Annotated in this window: 21 protein-coding genes and 1 tRNA gene; 3 read left to right on the forward strand and 19 right to left on the reverse strand. The window is 38.3% G+C overall.

The window, feature by feature from the left end:
• Positions 1 to 612: 612 nt before the first annotated feature.
• The 5 genes from B4C48_RS14030 to B4C48_RS14050 all read right to left on the reverse strand — a co-directional run bounded on the left by B4C48_RS14030 (position 613) and on the right by B4C48_RS14050 (position 4,790).
• Entirely contained in the window at positions 613 to 1,755 is a 1,143-nt protein-coding gene (locus tag B4C48_RS14030) for a hypothetical protein (RefSeq protein WP_291357569.1), read from the reverse strand.
• 14 nt (positions 1,756 to 1,769) lie between these two features.
• Entirely contained in the window at positions 1,770 to 2,792 is a 1,023-nt protein-coding gene (locus B4C48_RS14035; RefSeq protein ID WP_291357571.1) for a nucleoid-associated protein, read from the reverse strand.
• A 114-nt stretch (positions 2,793 to 2,906) separates the two neighbouring features.
• Positions 2,907 to 3,101 carry an exodeoxyribonuclease VII small subunit gene (gene xseB / locus B4C48_RS14040; protein ID WP_291357573.1) on the reverse strand — a complete coding sequence of 65 codons (195 nt, stop codon included), beginning with the start codon at positions 3,099 to 3,101 and terminating at the stop codon, positions 2,907 to 2,909.
• On the reverse strand, positions 3,094 to 4,356 hold the full coding sequence (xseA, locus tag B4C48_RS14045) for an exodeoxyribonuclease VII large subunit (protein WP_291357575.1): 1,263 nt from the start codon (positions 4,354 to 4,356) through the stop codon (positions 3,094 to 3,096). Before xseA ends, xseB begins: the two co-directional genes overlap by 8 nt.
• An 86-nt stretch (positions 4,357 to 4,442) precedes the next feature.
• Positions 4,443 to 4,790 carry a hypothetical protein gene (locus tag B4C48_RS14050; RefSeq protein WP_291357577.1) on the reverse strand — a complete coding sequence of 116 codons (348 nt, stop codon included), beginning with the start codon at positions 4,788 to 4,790 and terminating at the stop codon, positions 4,443 to 4,445.
• 282 nt (positions 4,791 to 5,072) lie between these two features.
• On the opposite strand from B4C48_RS14050, the gene B4C48_RS14055 reads away from it, so the two are divergent.
• Positions 5,073 to 5,732, forward strand: a complete 660-nt coding sequence (locus B4C48_RS14055; RefSeq protein WP_291357579.1) for a hypothetical protein — start codon at positions 5,073 to 5,075, stop codon at positions 5,730 to 5,732.
• Between the two features lie 141 nt (positions 5,733 to 5,873).
• Here B4C48_RS14055 and B4C48_RS14060 read toward each other — a convergent pair whose 3' ends face one another.
• The 12 genes from B4C48_RS14060 to B4C48_RS14115 all read right to left on the reverse strand — a co-directional run bounded on the left by B4C48_RS14060 (position 5,874) and on the right by B4C48_RS14115 (position 16,346).
• Positions 5,874 to 7,046 (reverse strand): hypothetical protein, encoded by a 1,173-nt coding sequence (locus B4C48_RS14060; protein WP_291357581.1) that lies wholly within the window; start codon positions 7,044 to 7,046, stop codon positions 5,874 to 5,876.
• A 912-nt stretch (positions 7,047 to 7,958) separates the two neighbouring features.
• Positions 7,959 to 8,189, reverse strand: coding sequence for a single-stranded DNA-binding protein (gene ssb, locus B4C48_RS14190; RefSeq protein ID WP_349678585.1), 231 nt, complete (start codon positions 8,187 to 8,189; stop codon positions 7,959 to 7,961).
• Positions 8,092 to 8,295 (reverse strand): hypothetical protein, encoded by a 204-nt coding sequence (locus B4C48_RS14070; RefSeq protein WP_291357582.1) that lies wholly within the window; start codon positions 8,293 to 8,295, stop codon positions 8,092 to 8,094. The genes ssb and B4C48_RS14070 overlap by 98 nt, the downstream gene beginning before the upstream one ends.
• 333 nt (positions 8,296 to 8,628) lie before the next feature.
• On the reverse strand, positions 8,629 to 11,094 hold the full coding sequence (locus B4C48_RS14075; protein WP_291357584.1) for a DUF927 domain-containing protein: 2,466 nt from the start codon (positions 11,092 to 11,094) through the stop codon (positions 8,629 to 8,631).
• A gap of 5 nt (positions 11,095 to 11,099) precedes the next feature.
• Complete coding sequence (locus B4C48_RS14080) at positions 11,100 to 11,444, reverse strand: hypothetical protein (RefSeq protein ID WP_291357586.1); 345 nt, start codon at positions 11,442 to 11,444, stop codon at positions 11,100 to 11,102.
• On the reverse strand, positions 11,437 to 11,796 hold the full coding sequence (locus B4C48_RS14085) for a hypothetical protein (RefSeq protein ID WP_291357588.1): 360 nt from the start codon (positions 11,794 to 11,796) through the stop codon (positions 11,437 to 11,439). The genes B4C48_RS14080 and B4C48_RS14085 overlap by 8 nt, the downstream gene beginning before the upstream one ends.
• Positions 11,793 to 12,011 (reverse strand): helix-turn-helix domain-containing protein, encoded by a 219-nt coding sequence (locus B4C48_RS14090; RefSeq protein WP_291357590.1) that lies wholly within the window; start codon positions 12,009 to 12,011, stop codon positions 11,793 to 11,795. The genes B4C48_RS14085 and B4C48_RS14090 overlap by 4 nt, the downstream gene beginning before the upstream one ends.
• A 90-nt stretch (positions 12,012 to 12,101) precedes the next feature.
• Entirely contained in the window at positions 12,102 to 12,317 is a 216-nt protein-coding gene (locus B4C48_RS14095) for a transcriptional regulator (RefSeq protein WP_131383918.1), read from the reverse strand.
• Between the two features lie 97 nt (positions 12,318 to 12,414).
• Positions 12,415 to 13,284, reverse strand: coding sequence for a DUF6387 family protein (locus tag B4C48_RS14100; RefSeq protein WP_291357594.1), 870 nt, complete (start codon positions 13,282 to 13,284; stop codon positions 12,415 to 12,417).
• A gap of 46 nt (positions 13,285 to 13,330) precedes the next feature.
• Positions 13,331 to 14,656, reverse strand: a complete 1,326-nt coding sequence (locus B4C48_RS14105) for a tyrosine-type recombinase/integrase (RefSeq protein WP_291357596.1) — start codon at positions 14,654 to 14,656, stop codon at positions 13,331 to 13,333.
• A gap of 167 nt (positions 14,657 to 14,823) precedes the next feature.
• A tRNA-Arg gene (locus B4C48_RS14110) sits at positions 14,824 to 14,899 on the reverse strand.
• A 91-nt stretch (positions 14,900 to 14,990) separates the two neighbouring features.
• The gene (locus B4C48_RS14115) at positions 14,991 to 16,346 is read right to left on the reverse strand and encodes an amino acid permease (RefSeq protein ID WP_291357598.1); all 1,356 of its coding nucleotides are present in this window, start codon (positions 16,344 to 16,346) and stop codon (positions 14,991 to 14,993) included.
• A 324-nt stretch (positions 16,347 to 16,670) separates the two neighbouring features.
• Between B4C48_RS14115 and prpF the strand changes: the two genes are divergently transcribed.
• Both prpF and B4C48_RS14125 read left to right on the forward strand, forming a co-directional pair.
• The gene (gene prpF / locus B4C48_RS14120) at positions 16,671 to 17,861 is read left to right on the forward strand and encodes a 2-methylaconitate cis-trans isomerase PrpF (RefSeq protein WP_291357600.1); all 1,191 of its coding nucleotides are present in this window, start codon (positions 16,671 to 16,673) and stop codon (positions 17,859 to 17,861) included.
• Positions 17,862 to 18,083: 222 nt separating this feature from the next.
• The gene (locus B4C48_RS14125; protein ID WP_291357602.1) at positions 18,084 to 18,992 is read left to right on the forward strand and encodes a polyprenyl synthetase family protein; all 909 of its coding nucleotides are present in this window, start codon (positions 18,084 to 18,086) and stop codon (positions 18,990 to 18,992) included.
• A gap of 68 nt (positions 18,993 to 19,060) precedes the next feature.
• On the opposite strand, the gene putP is transcribed toward B4C48_RS14125, so the two are convergent.
• Positions 19,061 to 20,551 carry a sodium/proline symporter PutP gene (gene putP / locus B4C48_RS14130; RefSeq protein ID WP_291357604.1) on the reverse strand — a complete coding sequence of 497 codons (1,491 nt, stop codon included), beginning with the start codon at positions 20,549 to 20,551 and terminating at the stop codon, positions 19,061 to 19,063.
• Positions 20,552 to 20,731: 180 nt separating this feature from the next.
• The gene (locus B4C48_RS14135) at positions 20,732 to 21,586 is read right to left on the reverse strand and encodes an SPFH domain-containing protein (RefSeq protein ID WP_291357606.1); all 855 of its coding nucleotides are present in this window, start codon (positions 21,584 to 21,586) and stop codon (positions 20,732 to 20,734) included.
• Positions 21,587 to 21,595: the final 9 nt, after the last annotated feature.

The raw sequence follows: 21,595 nt of genomic DNA on the forward strand, positions 1-21,595 counted from the left end.
ATGTGACAAAAATAACACAATAAAAAAAAGAGTAAATGCTCTAGAAAAACTAATTGAAATAAAAAAACAATTTATTAGAGTTTTTAATCTAAATTTACCTTAATTTATGGTGTGAAGTAATTGAAATATAATAATAAATTAAAATTTAAGCTAAATTTTCATTTGATTAAAAAATAATCATTTATTATAAAAATCGTGGTATTAATTTGTTATATAGATCACATTATTTAAGTGCATTGATTTTGATGCTCTAGAGCATTCACTTCAATTTGGAAATTTATAGAAGAAGATTTTTGTATTTTAATAAAATAATTGTGCGCCCTGCGCGAATAGAACTTTGCTTTGAATGCATTGTTGCTATTGCATTGAAGCTTTCATGTTTTTTAATTATATCCCTATTTGTATCCTTATTTTATTAAGTACCTCGTATTGGTAAAATGTCACATTCAACATGGCTTCGAATCCTAAAAAGGGATTCAAACTAATTTAAACGTAAAAATGAGGTTATCCATGTCTAGGATACAGGGAGTAGTCTAGTTGTTGGACAATTAAAAATAAGCATGGGGTTTACCGGACGCTTACTACTTAATTGGATGAAAAGCATAAGTAGAGTTAACTAATTTTATAAAAGAATATGCAAGCAATTAGGAAACCAATAATAACAATGAACTGAATAGCTTTAAGAATATAGTTTTGGTATTTAATACGTTTCTCTAATTTTTGGTATGGTTTGGTGTTTGCTAATTGAGGAAATTTAGTATCAAGTAATTTCTGCTTTCTAATAAGTTCAAGCTCAATAGATGTAAGAGTATTTTTTTGATTTTCTGCTGAAAAAGTCATTAGTAAAGTGAAAATGAAAGCACCAAATAAAATAGATAAATTTATCCAAAAAGAACTTGGTTGATTTGGGTCTATTTTATATTGAGTTGCAATAATCACCGTCGCAACGGGTATACCAAGTATTTGTGCTTGAATATCAGTAATTACTTTATGTATTTTAACTTGTTCTTCTAACTTTTCATTTTCAATTTGATTAATAATTTTCTCATAGGAGAATTCAGCTGCAAAAACAGAATAATCATTATTAAGTCTTTCATATATTTTGTCGATGTTTTCAACAATAATTTTATATCTATCTTCAAATGGAATTTCACAGACCATTTGAACAATAATTTTAGAAAATATTGAACATTTTTGCTTATGATGAATATTATCTAGGAAAAAGCTATTAAGTTTATTTATTGATTTTTCATCAATTTTTTTCAAATCATGAATGTTAATAATTGGTGAGATGTGAATCGATTCACTACCGTGTAAGATAAACCATGAGGCTTGAATATTGTCTGAATAAGCACAAATACTACTTAGAATTTTATTAAACTCTAAAATAGATTCATATGAGTTTATTACAGTATTTTTAGTAGTTGTATAGGGGTGATATCTAATTTCATGCACATAAAAAAGTCTAGGTTTTTTGAATAGATTAGATTTATCTAATAAAAAATCTTCAACAGATATATAAAATTTTCCATATATAGAACTTTTAGGTGGCTGCACTTCTAATTCTAGTGTAGTACCAAGGACTAAAGGTTTATTACCATAATAATCCCATCCTGTATTCTCCGTATCGGAAATAGCCACCATAAAATTTTTTAACGTCTCATCATTTTCCAGGGTTATCGTGCCGAGCTTATTCCGACTGTCATATTTAGTCAGAATAGAAAGAAGATTGTACAGCTCGGCTGGGCTTAACATAGTGATAAGTTAGATTATTCAGGAATAGTCAATTCATTTTGAAGTATACGCTGATCTTCAGGGTCTTTGATATCGATAATCAGTTGTTTTTTTTCAGTATCATATCTTATTTCATTTTTTGCATCTCTATTGAATTGAAGTTTCCAGTCTCGAGATTCAACTTGAAATTTAGTAAATTTATTTATGGCTGTTTTATTAGGAACAAAACCGCTGCTTAGCTCAAGTTCTTCGGCACCTAGATATTCTTTAAATAATTCAGGATCATCAGGAAATAGATGGTTAGCAAATGATGTGAGGTCAAGTTCCTCTTTTTTATTTGCTAAATCTGTTAAATATACTGCTGATTTTTTATATAAGTCATCAATATTGACAGTGCTATTTTCTTGTTTAGCTAAATTTTGGCAATAAGTTTTAACAGCATTTACAATTTTTGTAGTTTCATTTAAGTCATGTTGAGGTTTGATACAACCCAAATATTTTTGAAAATATGAAGTTTCTTTTCCTTTACGAAGAAAACTTACATACTTATCGTTAACACCGGATTGCCATTTATCAATGTTGATACGCCCAGCATGTCTTAATTTATTTAAATCTATATAAACACTTTCACTTATTTTGTAATCATTTTTACTTACAGTGGCGCCTTTTGATTCATTAACAATAGCTACAACAATAAAATGTTCATTATTAAATAAGTATGCAGACATCACCACCCAACCACCAGTAGCTAGATCAACACCTTGAGACGTAACCTCAAGGTGTGTAAGTGCATCTTTACTAAAGTTTAAAAAATTTGGTTCTTCATCACTTAATAAGTGGGTAATAATGTATTGTTGAATAGGATATCCAATAACATTGTCTTCAAACTTGCCGAAACTTTTACTTTGAGTAATGTATTTTTTGTGAATGGCTTCTATTAGATCCTGGATTGCTGGATTAATTTCCAAGAGGGTACTGCCTGGAGATGTTGTAGGGTCGCCATGCTGTTCTTTATTAAGTTTGTGGACAATAAAGGATCTAATAATACATTCAGACATGTTGTTGATCTTATTTAAAAAATTAATTTTTAACACAAGATAGATTAAAAAAAAACCTATTATTTAAATAGGTTTTAAATATCTTAAAAAGATGGTATCTAAAGAGGAGAAATTTTATTCTTTAAAAGTATCATTCAAAGCCTGCTGCACTGCATCAACACGTGACTTACAGGCTTTGTAGGCGGACATAGACTCTTCAACGATTTTCATTAAATTATCAATATCAGGCTCTTCCTGCGACTCAAGCAATTCAGCATTCTTCTTAAGAACCTCATAGCCTTCTTTAAACGTTAATTCTTTTTTAGTCATTGCTTAATACCTGGATCACGTTGGCTTCAATGGTACCATCCTGTAATTCTACCTGGAGGCTGTCACCTGAAATTTGTTGGATAGAGCGGATAGCTTTGCCCTGGCTGCGGACAATACCGTAACCTTTGGCCATCACATTCCGGGGATTTTGTAATAGGGTTTCACGCATCAAAGATTCAACCTTGTTTGAGGCTAATTTAATTTGCTGATGAGCCAAATATCGTGTTGTATCCTTAACTAGTTCTATAGACCGGCTGGCTTCATTAATCTGGTTTTGAGCATGGGTCTTAATCACTTTGATCAAGTGATCATTCTGGCTTTGATACGCTGTGATCTGATGTTGAGATAAGAGTTTAATGGTCTGCAGCGAATCCAAGACTTCTTGAGTGCGTTCCACAATCAGATTACGGATACCGCCAATCACTTTGCTGGGTGTGTCAAAGGAACGGTGTGCAACTTCATCCAGGATAGTCCGATCCTTTTCATGACCAATACCAACCCAGATCGGAACTGATCGTTTACAGAGTAGGGCAGCCAAATCATAGTCATTCAAATAAGCCAGATCATTCACGGCACCGCCACCACGAATGATTACAATCAGATCTGGTGCAGCTTTAAAGTCTTTAGCCCATTGACGTAAACCATCGCCCAGAGAACTAATGATAGAAACTGCAGCTGTATTTCCCTGAAAGGTCGCGTTGCGATAAACGAAATGACAAACACCGGCTTTATCCAAAGCATCTGCATCTTTCTTGAAGTCACCTAGTCCTGCAGCATTTTCAGGTGCAATGACTAGGACATTTTGAATATCGAATGGAGTGGGGAGTAGTTTATTTTTATTGGCCAGACCTTCTTGAGTTAAGCGTTCTAATATCTGCTGATAGCGCCGTGCAATATCCCCTAATGTGTAACTCGAATCAATATCTTCAACATTGACTGAGAAACCGTATTGAGGACTGAAAGTAGCTTTAACCTTAATCAGAACATTCAGATCTCGAGATAATTCAATTCCACTTTCACGCTCAAATTTTAAAACCATCTTTGCTGCAGAGGATTTCCAGATCGTCGCCTTACAACTGGCAATCACTTTATCTGTGTCTTCTTCTTTTTCTGCCAGCTCTAAATAGTAGTGACCACCTTTAATGTTCAAATTTCTAATCTCAGCTTTAACCCATACCGGCTCATCAAAAGTTACACGTATAACTTCCTGGATCGTGGCGAGGTATTGACTTAGAGAGAGCTGGGTATCAAGCATAAGGCAGCTAATTTATACGATTGAGAAAATACTAAAGCTCAGGCGGTATTTCAGCAATACTAATCTAAATAGCAAGTAGTAATTATTCAGCACTGTACATTGTCTTTTTTCTTGTAGTAGTCCAATGCTATGTCCAGATCCTTCAATAGTTTTGATCTGGTGTAGTCTTTTGCTGCCAGTCTAAGTAAAGCAGGCATGTAATTGGTTTTATATTCATCTGGGTAGTCTTTACATAAGATCCTGGTCTTTTCTTCAATAGTGGTGTTAGGTGATTCTAACCGGTCTAGATACCTATTGATGATTGCATCTGATTGCTCAAATTGGGCTTTTGCTTCTTGATTAACTTTATCTGGTTCAGATGCGGTGGCTTCCTTGGGTTGTTTTTGGCAGCCTGTAAGAGTTAAGAGCAGGGTGGTGAATAGTACTTTTTTCATAATTATGTATTATTGTTATCGGTAGCAGAATTATAGGCTGAAACCAGAAAAAGAAAACCCACCATAGGGTGGGTTGAACCCAGAAGCATTTGAGGCAGCTTCAAAATGAGGCTGTCTCGTGTCTAGGATACTGGGAGCAGTCCAATATGCAGAAAAGCCTCCACGTTTAATAATGAACTTGGGGGCTTTTTCAATTCCATATTTTTCAACGCTCTAAGTATTTAAAGGTTATATTAAGTATTTATTATTTTTACTAAAAATTAGATAGTGGGGTAGAGGGATATGAAATTGTTTCAAATTTTAGGATTATTACTAATACTGGTTTCTAGTGTAGCTCAAGCTGAAAAAATACCGATTTTACCTAGTATGCAAGGATATGGAACATATGAATTTGGTTTTCTTGTTAAAAAGCTAATGCCTGTAAATCATATTTGGTGGGATCATCTTGCTAATGACAAAAATATCAAGTGGGTAACGCCTGAATCGCAAGAGGTCATCAATTATGATGGTACTGTTGAGTCTTCTAGACAAGGCTTAATTCGCATTAACGTTCTAGGAAGTACCCCAACAATTCTAAAGAATCGTAAATATGAACTTCCTTGGACAATAACTTACAAAGGTGGACAAGAAAGATTTGGAGTCACAAGTGTATTGCTGGAACCAGGAGATAACGTTAACGGTTGTTATGGTTATCCGACAAGTAATTGTTCATTCGAACATATACCATCATTGAAAAAACAAGGAATAACTGTCAAAAAGATCTGTTTAGATAAAACAAAAGGATCACTTGCTTATGAAGCTTATCAACTTTCTACTCTTGGTAAAAAAACTACTTACTTATACAAAGTTAATAATATTGGCTCGGGTGGAGATTCGACAAGTTTTGAGCTTTATTACTCCCCTAGTACACAAGCCTTTTGTTCAGAGATTGATGTTTTCTAACTATTGAAACAGCGCCTTTAAAATACTTCTAGTTGAAAGTATATAAAAATTGAATGAGCTGGGAAATTAATTTTATATATCATGAATTTAATTAATTTTTCATGTTTATATATAAACTTTAAACCCAGCTTTTATTGCCTGTTATTTATCTTCTTTCAGGTAACTCTTTAACCGATTGAGCACTAATTTTTCAGTTAAATTATCTTTGTAACTAAAGTAGACAATACCCACACCATTAATTTTACTGAGATGGAGCTTTTCCTTATCTCTTTGTTTTGTTTTTTCGAGACCTTCTTCTCCTCCAAACAGATCAACAGCCACATAATGTTGTTTCCCTTGATACTCGATAGCTAGATTTAGTTCAGGTACATAGACATCAAATCTTTGCCTATTCAACCAACTAGGTGATGCTTCTCTTTGAACTGTGAATTGAGGGAATAACACATTAATGTAATTGAACAACAATGTTTCATTAACCCATCTTTCACCTATTCTGGCTACACCTTTTAACTCTCTAATGTAGTTTTCTGCATCCCTTTCACTAATACCTTCTTGTATGGCGTGCTTAGTGATGTACGCCCCATATCTTGCTTTGAAGGATGAACTATACATATTGTGGGAATACATCAAATCTGAATTTGTTTTGGTGCAAATGTGACAAATCGACTCTTTAAATGAATTATTTTCTAACGCATTCGTAAGATGAGCGTGCCTGATCAACATACCTACGCCATCTTTAGCGAGAGCATCTTTAAAACATGAGCAAAAGTAGCTCTCACCTGTCATTTTGTTATAGAAAGTCTGCCTCCATTCCCAAACACCCAATTTTGACGGTAATAGCTCTACTGGTGGTATCATTCGTGAATACAGTTTTTTTAACAAAGCCAGTGGAAGTTCTACAGAAAGAAGATTTATTGATGTTTTGTTTTTTGTTTTCAGTTTGCTGTTTTTGATATTGTAGCTCTTGGTAATTCCTCCCCCATATTGGAGCTTGGTCAACTGCACAAATGGAGGAAGTTTAATGTCTGTAACCTCCAGATCAGTGTCCTTATCGCTGCTTAGGTCAAATTCAACATAAGGGAGTATCATCTTCCCTTTGTCTATATACTCTTTCAGAGATAAGTGGTCATCATAATACTCATTTTGGTATCTATGCCTTACATCGGTTATCAAGACTGAATCAGGAGTGCTAAGAAAATGCCTAAGAGCTTCATATAGATCTTCAAAAACAGTTGTTTTTTTTCGTTCAAGATTCTTCTGGCATAATGCGATAAAGTCATCTTCTGAAAATTCGTATCGCAACTCCACATTCATTCCTTGCCAACTGGAAAATATAACTAGAAGCCTATTCAGATTAGTTTAGTAAGTCAAATTACTTACTGAGGAAGTCCGATGATCAATCAATGCAACTCATTTGAGTTTTTATAATTTATATATAGTTTACTAGTAAGATTCATATCAAATTATTCATTAAGCAACAGAAAAAATCACTGAGAGGGATCTTTTTTGTGAGTTTTATATAGATTACTTAACTAGTAATAACAATTTGGGCGCTTTCTTCATTACTGATCTAAATATGGGTTGTATTCACTCTAATATAGAGCTGTTACACATTTTTAACTTCTATCATCGCTGAAAAGCCCCTATGCCTACTAATAAGCATGAGGGCTTTTTCAATTCCACAATACACAAATTTATTCGTTATTTTTACATTGATAAATCACTAGTCTTATGCGCTGAAAAAGTAATATTTTGCCAATCATTATCGATTCAAACAGACTAAAAAAATATGCTTGACAATTTGCTTCATGGGGTTAATTTGCGAAACAGCTAAAACAACCCTAAAAAAGCTATAAAAAAATAGAAAAAATATACATAAGTATTTGTTTTATATTGTTAAATTTTAATTTAGGGTTAATTTGTAATTGGTAGATTCGGTATGGGGCTATTTTAGGTGGTTTTTTTTGGTATTTTATGCCAATAAATATTAATAATTTCTACCTTGTTTAATAAGATTTTTATTGGATTGTATTCGCTAATTTTTGCTATTTCTTAAAGTTTAATTCGGGATCTGACGTATTTATAAATACGGCGTTCTTATTGGATGTAGCATGATAAAAATAGGGATTGCGGATAGCTAGTTCTAATTAACTTATGACTAGGTTTAGTTATCTAATTAGACTGCATCAATCTAATCAGGTAATAAAAAGTCCCTAGCTAAGGAGGCTATTCACTTAAAACAATTGCAGCACATCGGCTTTTATCTTGGTTATTTCCTTTTCTAAATATACTATCGTCTTTCCATTTACGTGTACGCAGTGCCCCCTCTATATAAACCTTTCCACCTTTCTTGAGATACTTACTGGCAATCTCGACTAAACGGTTGCTGGTGGCAATTCTGTGCCATTCTGTAGCCTGTTTGCGTTCGTCTAGGGTTCTTGTCTTTCCAATGTTCAGTAGTCACCACGCTGAATGCGGTAATGCTACCACCGTTGGGGAAATTTTTTAGTTTCAAGGTCACGGTGTAATATGCCATCACGATTGCTTTGTTTACGTTTGGCATTCGTTCTTTCTCTTATTCTGTTGGTCTATGTCTGTGTGTCTTTTTAAGTGGACATTGTGGACAAGGTGGATATAAGTAATTATCTATATGTTTTTAAATAATTAATTTAATCCACCTGCATATAAATCTGCATAGAAAAAAAGTGGACATAAAAAACATATGAAGTGGACAGGGTATATTTACTTTGAATTGTGTCCACTTTATGTCCACCTATTAAAATAAGTATATTTATATAAAGTGGACATAATAATATCTATATATAACAGTATATTAACTACAAAAAATATCTATATGTCCACCTTGTCCACTACGTCCACATGATAAAATGTATTTTCAGATATCAATATCTGTGTTCTGCATGGACTCAATACTAAAGTGCATCATTCGGGGGCGTGTACCATCGGGTAGGGTATTACTAGACCTCTTCACGTACAACTTTTTATCTCCTTCAATGAACTCCTTTATCCATCCGTGTTTAATCAATACCTTTTTGACGTTCGCCTCATTCATACCGATAGATATTTCCTTTTTAAACATAGTTGCAGAAACAAGGTAAACCTTATCTATAGGGTCGTAGTAGCCGACACGATTGTGGATACGTTGCCGGATGACTTCACCGTCTGCCTGTCTAATTACAGTTAAGTCTTCGAAGCGGCTCGCTCCATTGGATTCAAAAAAAGCCTTGATATGCTCTAGAATCTTTGTTTCTTCCATGTTCTCGCCGTTGCCTAGATTACTAAGCCAAGTATTAAAACACTGCGCTATAGCCTCAAATGCGCGTCCTTGCTGCCAACCTGTAATGCCTGCCAATGTTGCTAACTCGCCAGCAGCTGCGACCAAGGCAAAACGGCGTAAAACACGGTTAGCCTGTCCGTTCTTCGTCTGGGTGTACTGCTCAATAAAGCTATCTAATAGCTCCTGGCCTTTTTGCATCACAGCATCTTTGTTCTCAGTCAGAAACTCCAGCCATTTGATACCAGCATGACCATAATGCTGTGATGCCAATTCATTAATGCGGTTACCAATGTCCTGTGGTGCTGTACCGTAGTTAATACAATCAAATACGCCGTAGCCTTTACCTGCATCACTTGGAATATGGGCAAAACGAAGTAAAAGACCGGCATCTAATTCGATATTGCCACGGCGCAAATGCTCCTCAAGTGTTACTTCACCGGTAGAGGTATACATAATGCTAAATTGCTTAGCATCTCGGTTTTTACCTGATTTGGTACTTCGTGCTTTACCTTGTCCACCTGTCAGCATATAGACGATATCCGATACTGCTTTCGGTACAGCCTGGCGCAGTTCATCCAGGTTTAAAAAACTGTCATTTCTTAACTCGGCTTCATTTTCTAAAGCATTGTCCGTGGTTCGCCATGATTTGGATATATGCTTAGGATTCCCCCACACACTGCAGGCTGCCTTGGTAATGGTGCTCTTACCATCGGTCGATGAACCATAGATATGAAAGCCACCACTTTCGGCCCCTAAGGGCAAAACCAATTGCCCGGAAAAGGCACATGCGAATGCCAATACAGCTAAAGCATGCGGTTCAATCAGCCGGCTAAGTTCCTGCCACTCCTCAAAGGTCCCGGATACAGTATAAGGGCTTTTGTTGTCACTGTGAAAAAGTAGTTCTTCATCTTCACTGTTGCCATAGGTTTTATTGGGTGTGGCAAAGCAGTAGCCATGCCATCCGGCACGATCTACACAGCGGAAACGTTGTTCTATCGGGTAGTCCTGAATGTAGTTGATGAATACATTTTTCTTATGAGATTGGCGTGGGGGCATTAATCCATGATTGGCAATAATTTTTAAGGCTTCCTGCGCTTCACCCATAAAATGCTCATAGGGAATTAGTAGCCGGTGTAAGGTATTGTCCTTGTCATGAAACTGGATAACACGTTTCCAGTTGTCATTATTCAGGCTTCGCGCTTCGCCTAATATAATGGCTGAATGGCAGATAAAAGTTCGGGTCTGTTTAAGCTGTCCATCCTCATCCCTTTTTTCTTTAATCAAATATAGGCCAGCATCCATGATATGCAGAAATGCGCCGTTATCCATTTTGAATGGCTTGGCCAAATGGCCTTTGGGTAATAGCTTATTTGCAGGCAATTGCTCAATCGCCAGCTGAATAAAAGCTTTAACTTCTTCTACATCATCATCCTTATACAGCTCAGTCAGGAATGAACTTCCGCCGTATTCTGTATATTGGTTCAGTAATCTAACTGCAGTATTTTTTTCTAAGCTTTGGAATGATTCAAGCTGGATATGCTCAGGGCGGACCGGCATATATAACTGTGTATAACCTTCTTTTGATAATTGGTTAATCACAAACTGGATCTGCTCAAAATCAAACGGCTTGAGTTCTGTTAGATGAGCATTGCATAGATTAGGTAATATGACCAAAGCCACGGCGTAATCTGTTTGGGCTACCTTGAAAAATGCCTCTAGGCTGTGTGTGATGATAACAGGCTTGTCATGCTGAAAATCTCCATACCTTGCAAAACCTTTAGCCAATCCATCAGGCATGACAGATACAAGGCGGTTGTCTTGCATGACAGCGCATTGAACAAGCTCCATTTGCCCATCATAGATAGGCATAATCAAAGGCTGCTCATAAGTAACGCCGTTTATATCCACACTGCCATCATCAACATAGATCGGCTGCTCAGGGCTGCCAAAACGCTGTATTAATTCATGTGATGAATAAGCATCATTAAACGATACAAGCTGTGTGCATTCGTTTAAAATGGCTTTGGGTGTTATTAGTTCTTTGGGGTGGTCATAATCAAGCATTGTGACTACCCCGCATTATTATTTAAGAAAGAAATACGCTCATTATGTTTCTTTTGCCATTTAGTCCAGAACACGCAAGAAACGTCCTCCATTGCCTGATCAATATGCAAAGTCCCTGTAATAAAATTAAAACTACAATCAGGGTATTTTAATTGAGCGTCATTCTTAAACTGGTTAGCTTCCTCAATAGAGTAAAAGGGAATATTCCAGTTTCCTAGAGGATAAGCAATATCACTATCTGCAAGTCCAACGGCGATATAAAAGCAATAGCGTTTGTTATCTGCCATTGCATCATTCCATGCTTGGATTCTTTCTTTTGATTGAGACTCAGGATTAATTTGATTAGGCATGAGAATGCGCTCCGTTTGAATTTAAAGGAGCCTTGCCAATCACGACCAAATGAGGGTGGCAAAGCTGAAAAGGGTTGGTCGACAGGCTCAAACGGATACCTGCACACCCGAAGGTGTCCCTCTCCAGCTTCGCCATAAAATGCGAACGCATAGAGATATTACGCACAAAAAAACCGCAGAGAGCGGAATGTACGCCGTTTGAGAATTGATAGCCGACCAAAGCTAATTCATCATGTGGATGAACGGCTTTAGAATAAACAGAACTGTTTATACTTGCAAGAATTAAGCAAAGCACAACAAAGCAAGTGCTTAGAAATATGTCTTTTATAATGCTTAGAAATACATCTTTCATGCTGCCACCTGCTTAACAAGCTCATAACGGGCATGTCTGCCAATACCTGACTTATTGCGCTCGTTATGGGTCGCAATGTTATAACCTGTATTGCGTAAACGCTGGATGATTGCACTTAAACGGTAGCAATCGAAGAGGTCGATAGCCTCTGCTTGAGAAATGGTTTCTCCTTGCTTGAGATGGCCTAGAACTTGTTTTAATTGAGTGTTATTCATGTTCTTGCCCTCACTGGATCTGGTTCACGTTGGCATTAATTAAAAAGCCATTGGCAGAAAGCGCAAATTCTTTGTGCTGCTTCATCATGTTTAAGCCTCCAAAGTCGAAAGACTTTGCTTTTGGCTGTTATGCCACTCTAAAAGTTCTGCATAGTCGAAATAGACTGGGGCCTGCTTAGTGCTCCCTGTTTTGATTGGTCGAGGAAAATTAGCATCAGTACGCACGATATGACGCAAAGATTCACGGCTTACATCGAGTAGCTCGCAAGTTGTTTTGAATTGAACGCGGATAGGTTTGATAGTCATAAAAAAGCCCATATATGAAAGAACATGAGCATTTTCTAAAAAATTAATAAAAAAATGTGGATTGAGATGAGTCTCTAGAAATCCGGAAAAAAATTACTTAATTATTTTCCGGATTTGAGAGTGCTAGTATCGCAAGTTCATCTAAGAGGTGGGTTGGGTTCTCTAAATCCTCTAATTCAACTCCATTAGGTAGGAATAAACGATCCATGATCGGAAGGACACTTTTTCGTAGAGTTTCTTCGCCGTATTCAGATTGATTTTGATATAACGCTCTGCTTAAAACTGGTCTTTTTATAGTAATATTATGAATACAAGACCATAAATATAAATCTATATAAGCCAATAATTTATAAGATGCCCATTTAGCTAAGGTGTATTTAGCTAATTTCTTTTCTGTAGGTTTAATTTCCTTAAAACCAGCTCTCAAATTTGCAAGATTTCTTTTAAATTCTTTTTCTAGTATGTCATCTGAAAATGATAAATCGATATAGAAAGGAATTAACTTTAGATGATCTTCAAGAGATTTGTGTCTAATCACTTCTTTATAAAAAGGTTCATTGTTTTCACTAGATTGAAAAAGACCTCCATATAACCGATTTGTTCTATTGAAATCTTGTAGTGTCATAGGGCGAATAGCACCAGAGGTGACTAAATGAGGTAGTTCGTTATATTCAGTATAGATGCAAATTTCAATATTTTCGTTATGGTTTTTAGAGAAGAAATTATATTGTCTATCTAATTTAAAAGGGTTTTTAAAATAGTCGTTAATTATTAAATCTAGAAAATAATTTTTTTCTTCGTCAGTTAAACGGTGACTACAATCTATAAAATAATCAAGACAAGCATGTAGTTGGTATCTGGCCTCTAATTGAAATAACCACTCCAATGGAGAGAATCTATCCATCCCCTCATAATTTTCCAATTTGAAAGAGCGAGGCAAAACATTAGTAGTTTTTGATTTATTCATTTTAATTTCAAGTTTTAATAGATTGATTTTACGGATTGAAAATGAATTACTTCACCAATTTTGCATATTTAAAATTGATTACATCATCACTAAGCAATTGTTGAGTAAAGTCATATGGACTGATGTGTTGAACTCGATTTGCTTCTAGATAATCACTCCACCAGTTGAGCATGGCTTTACGCTCTTCCAAGTACTCTGCTTGATGTGTATAAGCTAAACGTACTTGGTCGCGCTCTTGATGACTCATTTGTTTCTCTACAGCTTCCTTCTGGAATAAAGTGCTTTGTACCAGGGCAGAACATGCCATGCCCCTGAAGCCGTGTCCGCATATATCTGTATTAGTGTCATAGCCAATACGGCGTAATGTCTTGTTTATTGTAGATTCACTAATAAAACCTTGAGGGTCACCGTTTTTTGGGAATACATTTTTTGTCATTCCGCTATATTTATGAATTTCTTTGAGCAAGATAATAGCTTGAGGTGAAAGTGGTATTAAGTGGTCTAATTTCATTTTTGCACCACGATTAGAAAACTTTTGTCCTGGAATGAACTCTCTTTCTCCCGGGATAGTCCATATGCCTTTTTGAAGATCAAACTCATTCCAACGTGCAAAACGAAACTCGCTTGAACGGACAAATGTATGAAGGGCAAATGCGGTACATAACTTCGTTATAGGGTAACCCTTATCATTTTCTAATCTTTGCAAAAGCTCAGGCAGTTGCTCTAATGGTAATTGAGGGTGGTGTTTAGACTTTTTCGTTTTGACAAAAACATCTTTTAGAAAGTAAGCGGGATTTTCTTCTATGAGGCCGCGTGATATCGCATAAGAAAATATGCTGCTAAATCTTTGGCGAGTTTTCTTTAATACTTCTGCATATCCAGATTCTTCAATGGAGCGTAAAACCTTAACCAGGTCTCTAGGTTTCACTGCATCTATCGACTGTTGCCCGATGGTGGGAAAAACATAGTCTTCTAAGTTTTTTAATGCTCTTTCGGCTGTATGTGCAATCCAGCGACCAGTATTGCTATATTCCTTATGCCAGTCTCGAGCTATAACCTCAAAACTATATGCATTATTCAATTTAGCTTTTTGTACTTCGCCGTATTCAATTGGATCTATGCCATTAGCAATTAGTTCTTCTAATTCACGGCGCTTATCCCGGGCAGTTTTTAAACTTAAAGCAGGGAAGTTGCCTAAAGTCATTAAACCGTCTTTACCGTTGGCTCTTTTGTATTTAAATCGCCATACCTTTGAGCCACTCTTTCGGATGAATAAAATAAGCCCATGGCCATCATACAAAGAGTAGTCTTTTTCCTGTGGTTTTGCTCCGGTGCACTTGGAGTCAGATAGAGGGATAGTCTTTTTGGCCATGATTGAATAAGGATACATATTGAGTAGAACTGTATATATCCTCAATCATATCCTTATATTTTGCAACTATATCCTTATATATTTACCTATATTCTTCTATGTTTTAATCTTATCTATATGAATATAAATTATTTTTAACTAAATTGTTTTGTATTTTGCTATTGGGGTGGTGCGCCCTGCGGGACTCGAACCCACGTCGGTCGCTTAGGAGGCAACTGCTCTATCCAGTTAAGCTAAGGGCGCAATGCGCAGCTAATTTAACGTAAATACTGGTAAAAAAAAAGTTATTGTCGAAACAATAACTTTTTAAATAACTTATTTTTAGAAGGTCTGCTTAAGATTTATTCATCTTGAGTGTTTTGAATAAACCAAACATCACAGCAATCCAGACCGGAATCATGAGTACAGATTCTTTAAATCCTTGGGTCCACATAATATAAAGTACCGTCACAATGAAGATCAGGACTAAATAATTACTGATAGGCGACCACAGTGCAGGGAATTTGGTTTGAATCGCAGCTTTTTTAACAGCCTGTTTGAATTTCAAATGTGTCAAGCTGATCATGGCCCAGTTAAGTACCAATGCACCCACAACTACATACATCAAGTGACCTAAAGCATCTTCTGGAACGAAGTAGTTTAAAAGCACACAACCAAAGATGAGTAACGCAGAAAATAGAACAGCAGGAATTGGTACACCTTGTTTATTCACATTGTTAAATACTTTCGGTGCATTGCCTTGCTGTGCCAGACCATAAAGCATCCGGCTATTGGCATACATGCCACTGTTATAAACAGATAACGCTGCAGTTAGGATAATGAAATTGAGTAAGTGCGCTGCCCAGCCAATACCAAGTTGACTGAAAATCATCACAAATGGACTTTTATCCAGACCACCTAAGTCAAGCTGATTCCACGGCACCAACGATAAAAGGATCGTGAGTGAGCCAATATAGAAAATCAGAATACGGAACACGACCTGGTTAATGGCTTTGGGAATCGTCTTTTCAGGGTCTTTGGCTTCTGCAGCTGCCATACCAATCAGTTCAATACCACCGAAGGCGAACATCAGGAAGGCCAGCATATAGAATAAGCCTTCAAAGCCATTCGGGAAGAAACCACCATGTGACCAAAGATTGCTAAATGAAGAGGTTGACCCTGCATCTGCGGTCAGTAATAAATACAAACCGAAAACAATCATGGAAATAACAGCAGTCACTTTAACAATGGATAGCCAGAATTCGGATTCGCCATAAAACTTCACATTGCCGAGATTGACCAGAGTAATGACAATAAAAAAGAACAGGACTGAAGCCCATGCAGGAATATGAGGCCACCAGTAATTAATATATTTAGCAACCGCGGTAAGCTCTGTCATGGCCACCAGAATATATAAGATCCAGTAATTCCAGCCCGCCAGGAAACCGGGGAATTTGCCCCAATATTTAAAGGCAAAATGGCTAAATGATCCTGCTACAGGCTCATGTACAATCATTTCACCGAGTTGGCGCATGATTAAAAAGGCGATTAAACCACCAATGGCGTATCCCAGAATGATGGAAGGACCAGCAGATTGGATGACCTGTGCGGAACCTAAGAATAAGCCTGTCCCAATTGCACCGCCCATGGCGATCAGTTGGATATGACGGTTCTTTAAGCCACGCTGAAGTTTAGAGGACTCGTTGTTCAAAGTATTCAGCCCGACAATGTGTAAGGAAAGGATTGAAAATGGATTGTAATGGATTGAAATGTATTAGCCTAGTACAGGCTAAACAGAGCGATTGTCAAAAAATAATCATATAAAAAATATTTTATATATTTATATTTTAAATCAATAGATTAATTTTATTTTTAATTACATAAAATAAAATGATAGGAATGATAAAAAAAAGTTCGTGATGGGTTTTTTATACTTAAGTCAAGAGAAGCATATATTTGATAAAAAAATCGCTATGATGCTTTTTAGCATTTTGCTGATGATGTACAACAATGATAAATGAAAGGACTAAATAGAATGAGTTTTGCTCCACAAATCAAGATTCCAGCAACCTATATGCGTGGCGGTACCAGTAAAGGTGTGTTCTTTAAACTGGATGACTTGCCGCAAGCTGCACAGCAGGCTGGAAAAGTGCGTGATCAATTATTATTGCGTGTGATTGGTAGTCCTGATCCATACGGCAAACAAATTGATGGCATGGGTGGAGCAAGTTCAAGTACCAGTAAAACCGTGATTTTGGCCAAAAGTACGCAGCCAGATCATGATGTGGATTATTTATTTGGGCAGGTTTCGATTGATCAGCCTTTTGTCGACTGGAGCGGTAACTGCGGCAACTTAACGGCTGCTGTCGGTTCATTTGCCATTAGCAATGGTTTGGTAGATGCAGAACGTATTCCTGAAAATGGCATCTGTACAGTCCGCATCTGGCAAGTGAATATTGAAAAAACCATTATTGCCCATGTACCGATGACCAATGGACAGGTACAGGAAACCGGTGATTTTGAGCTGGATGGTGTGACTTTTCCGGCTGCGGAAGTTGCCATTGAATTTCTGGACCCGGCTGATGATGGTGACGAGGGCGGGGCCATGTTCCCGACAGGCAATGTAGTCGATACCCTGGACGTTCCAGAAATCGGAATTTTTCAGGCGACCTTTATTAATGCCGGTATTCCAACCATTTTTTTAAATGCTGAAGATATTGGTTATGAGGGCACGGAATTACAGGATGCCATCAATGGCGATGCTCAAGCCTTGGCGCGTTTTGAAACCATTCGTGCTTATGGCGCTAAGCAGATGGGTCTGATTCAGGACATTGCCGAAGCGGAAAAGCGCCAACATACGCCGAAAATTGCCTTTGTTTCCAAGCCGAAAAGCTATACATCATCCAGTGGTAAAGACATTCAAAGTCAGGATGTCGATTTACTGGTGCGTGCCTTGTCGATGGGTAAACTGCATCATGCCATGATGGGAACAGCTGCGGTCGCCATTGGTACGGCTGCCGCGATTCCTGGAACGCTGGTGAATTTGGCGGCAGGTGGCGGAGCACGTGAAGCAGTACGTTTTGGTCATCCTTCAGGAACCTTGCGTGTAGGCGCGCAAGCGATTCAGGAAAATGGACAGTGGGTAGTCAAAAAAGCTGTCATGAGCCGCAGTGCCCGAGTTCTGATGGAAGGTTGGGTCAGAATTCCAGAAGATAGCTTGAAATAGCAAACTAGATAGAGAAACTTGCGAGAAAGCAGTATCATGCTGCTTGTCATTGATCCGTAAGTTAGCTTAGCTAAAACTTAAACGATGATGACGATTCAATTCTCATGCAGATGAGGAATCGCAAGTTCTCTGTCGATGGTGACAAGAGCGTTGTATATTAGATCTAGGTATCAATTTTAATTTCCCGGACCTATTAACCAAAGCAAAGTATTCGAGGCGAATGTGTCATCTTTAACTGACGTACAAGCAAATGTATTAACCCAAGCACAGCAAAGTATTCAACAAGATTTATTAACTGCATTAGACGCATTTGCTCTTCCAGAACCACTTAAAGGGGCAGTGCATCATGCAGTGATGTTGGGCGGGAAACGGGTACGTCCTGCGCTGTGTTATGCAACCGCTGCGTTAAAACCGAATGCAAATTTTGCTGCCGTGCGCCGGGCTGCCGTCGCCATTGAAATGATTCACTGTTATTCACTGGCTCATGATGATTTACCCTGTATGGATAATGATTCCTTACGTCGTGGTCAGCCGACCTGTCATGTGGCTTTTGGTGAAGATACGGCATTACTGGCCGGTGATATTTTGCAGTCAATGGCCTTTGAAATATTAGGCAGTCGTCTGTTTGATCAAGGCCCGGCAGTTGCTCCGACCATTGTTTTAAAACAGATGCAAATCTTGGCGACTGCCAGCTCGAAAATGGTCTGTGGTCAGGTGCTGGATTTGCAGGCTGAAGGCAAGCATGTGAATCAGGACGCTTTGGAAAATATTCACCGTAATAAAACCGGTGCTCTGATTTCTGCAGCCGTGATGATGGCAGCTGTGACTGTATTTGAAGGCACCGATCCTGCCATTCCAAAACTGCGTGAATATGCGCAAGCGATTGGACTGGCTTTTCAGGTCCAAGATGACATTCTGGATATTATTTCCGATACTGAAGTCCTAGGAAAAACTGCGGGTAAAGATGAGCAGGTGGACAAATCGACCTATCCTGCACTCATGGGGCTGGAAAAAGCTCAAGCCTACGCCAAAGAATTGCATGATCAAGCCTTGAATGCTTTGGACATGTTTGCTGAAAATGCAGCAGAATTGAACCAAATTTCCCAATTTTTACTGGCGCGTAAAAGCTAAAAAGTATTTTTGTACATATAAAAAAGAGGACATCAAGTCCTCTTTTTTTTATTTTTACATTCTAAAAATTATTTAGATGCTTTATACAAGCGGTCACCTTCATCGAAACGCGTGGTGACTTCAGCTGAAGGCGCTTTACCCAGTAGGCTCACGACTACAATGGCAATCATAGAAGTAATAAAGCCAGGAATAATTTCATAAACACCGGTATCACCCAACAGGTTTTTCCAGAGAATGACTACTACAGCACCTACCAGCATACCTGCAAGTGCACCATTTAAAGTCATGCGACGCCAGAACAGGGAAAGAATAATCAGTGGACCGAAGGCTGCACCAAAACCTGCCCATGCATATGCCACCAAGCCTAAAACCTTGGATTCAGGGTTACCTGCCATCCAGATAGCAAGTAAGGCAATCAGCAATACCATGAGACGGCCAACCCAGACCAGTTCGGTTTGCGTGGCATTTTTACGCAAGAATGATTTGTAAAAGTCTTCGGTTAAGGTACTTGAACAAACCAGTAACTGGCAGCTGAGGGTACTCATCACTGCGGCCAAAATCGCAGCCAGTACAATACCGGCAACCCATGGGTTAAACAGAATTTTAGTCAGTTCCATAAATACAGTTTCAGGATTGGCCGTCACTGCACCTGCAAGTTCCGGGTGTTGCTGGAAGTAGGCAATCCCGAAGAAACCTGCTGCTACTGCACCGCCTAGACATAAAGTCATCCATGCCATACCAATACGGCGCGCATTAGGAATGGATTTCACCGAATCTGCAGCCATAAAACGCACCAAAATATGCGGCTGACCAAAGTAGCCCAAGCCCCATGCCAGCAATGACATAATCGCCACAAAGCTTAAATCGCCCATGACATTCATGGCTTGGGGACGTGCGGCTTCAAGCGCCAAGGTCATTTGAGACAGATCGGAGAAACTTAAAATCGTCACAATAGGCGTCAGCAACAAGGCAAAAATCATCAATGTCGCTTGAATAGTATCGGTCCAGCTGACCGCGAGGAAACCACCGATAAACACATAACTAATAGTGGCAATGGCACTGATCCAGAGCGCGGTGCTATAAGACAGGTCAAACATGTTTTCAAATAGACGCGCACCTGCCACCATGCCTGAAGCACAATAAATGGCAAAGAAAATCAAAATGATGAAAGCTGATGTAACACGCAAGATTTTCTTTTGGTCATTAAAACGGTTGGAGAAATAGTCTGGCAAAGTGAGGGCATTATGCTGCACTTCGGTATGCACACGAAGGCGACCGGCAACTAGCAGCCAGTTGAGCCATGCACCAATAATCAGGCCAATGGCAATCCACATTTCAGATAAGCCTGAAAGATAAATTGCACCGGGAAGTCCCATCAGCAACCAGCCACTCATATCTGAAGCACCGGCAGAGAGCGCTGTTACGAAACTACCTAAACGACGACCCCCCAAAATGTAATCAGAGAAATTGGCAGTTGCGCGATAAGCCATAAGACCAATCGCGATCATGGCGACAATATAAAAAAGAAAGGTAATTAAGGTCGGATTTAGGGAGCTCATACGGTATCCATTTACAAGGTGGACAGTAGATCGAAACAAAGGCTTATAGAAAGAAGCACAAATAATTTCAAAAAAATAACGTGAAATTTAACCATAGATTAAAAAAAAATGCTGAATTTTTTCCAGATCAAAAAAATAGACAACATAAAAGCTGTCTATCCTTCTAAAAATTATAGATTTTTAGTTATTGCGCCCCATGACACCGCGAATGGTGTTCAGGATGTCGGCAGGTAACACCACAGTCTTGGCATTATTTGACTTCGACATATCTTGTATGGCTTTGACATATTGTTCACCCAGCAGATAAGCAACCGGAATTTCCTTATCACCTACGGCTGAACTCACCATTTCAATGGCACGCTGTGAAGATTCAGCCAACACCACTTGCGCTTCGGCATCGCGGCGTGAGGCTTCGAGGCGACCATCGGCTTCTAAAATCGCAGCCTGTTTTTCACCATCTGCTTTGGTCACGGTTGCACGGCGCTGACGTTCCGCAGCTGCCTGAGCTTCCATGGCTGCCTGCATGGTGGCTGAAGGTTGGATATCCTGAATTTCTACAGTTTTCAGGGTAATTCCCCAATCGGAAATATCATCGGAAATCGCGGCTTTCAATTTGGCTTTAATGTGATCACGTGAGGAGAGGGCATCATCCAGATCCATTTCGCCGACAATAGAACGCAGTGAGGTTTGCACCAGGTTTTGAATGGCCCAGGTATAGTTTTCAATGCCGTAAACCGCTTTTTCCGGGGTGGTGATATTAATATAGGCCACCGCATTCATCAGCAGTACCGCATTGTCACGAGTAATCACTTCCTGCGAAGGAATATCCAGCACGATATCTTTGGTAGTGACTTTATAAGCCACTTCATCAATATAAGGAATGACAAAACTGAGTCCCGGTCCAAGTGTGGTATGGTATTTACCCAGACGTTGTACAATCCATTTATAACCTTGCGGAACAATCCGCACCCCTTTAAAAATGGTCACACCGGCAAAAACCAGCAGTACTAAAACAATAATTGTTCCACCAGACATCTTATTTCC

Source organism: Acinetobacter sp. UBA3106 (assembly GCA_002365595.1).
Lineage (GTDB): Bacteria > Pseudomonadota > Gammaproteobacteria > Pseudomonadales > Moraxellaceae > Acinetobacter.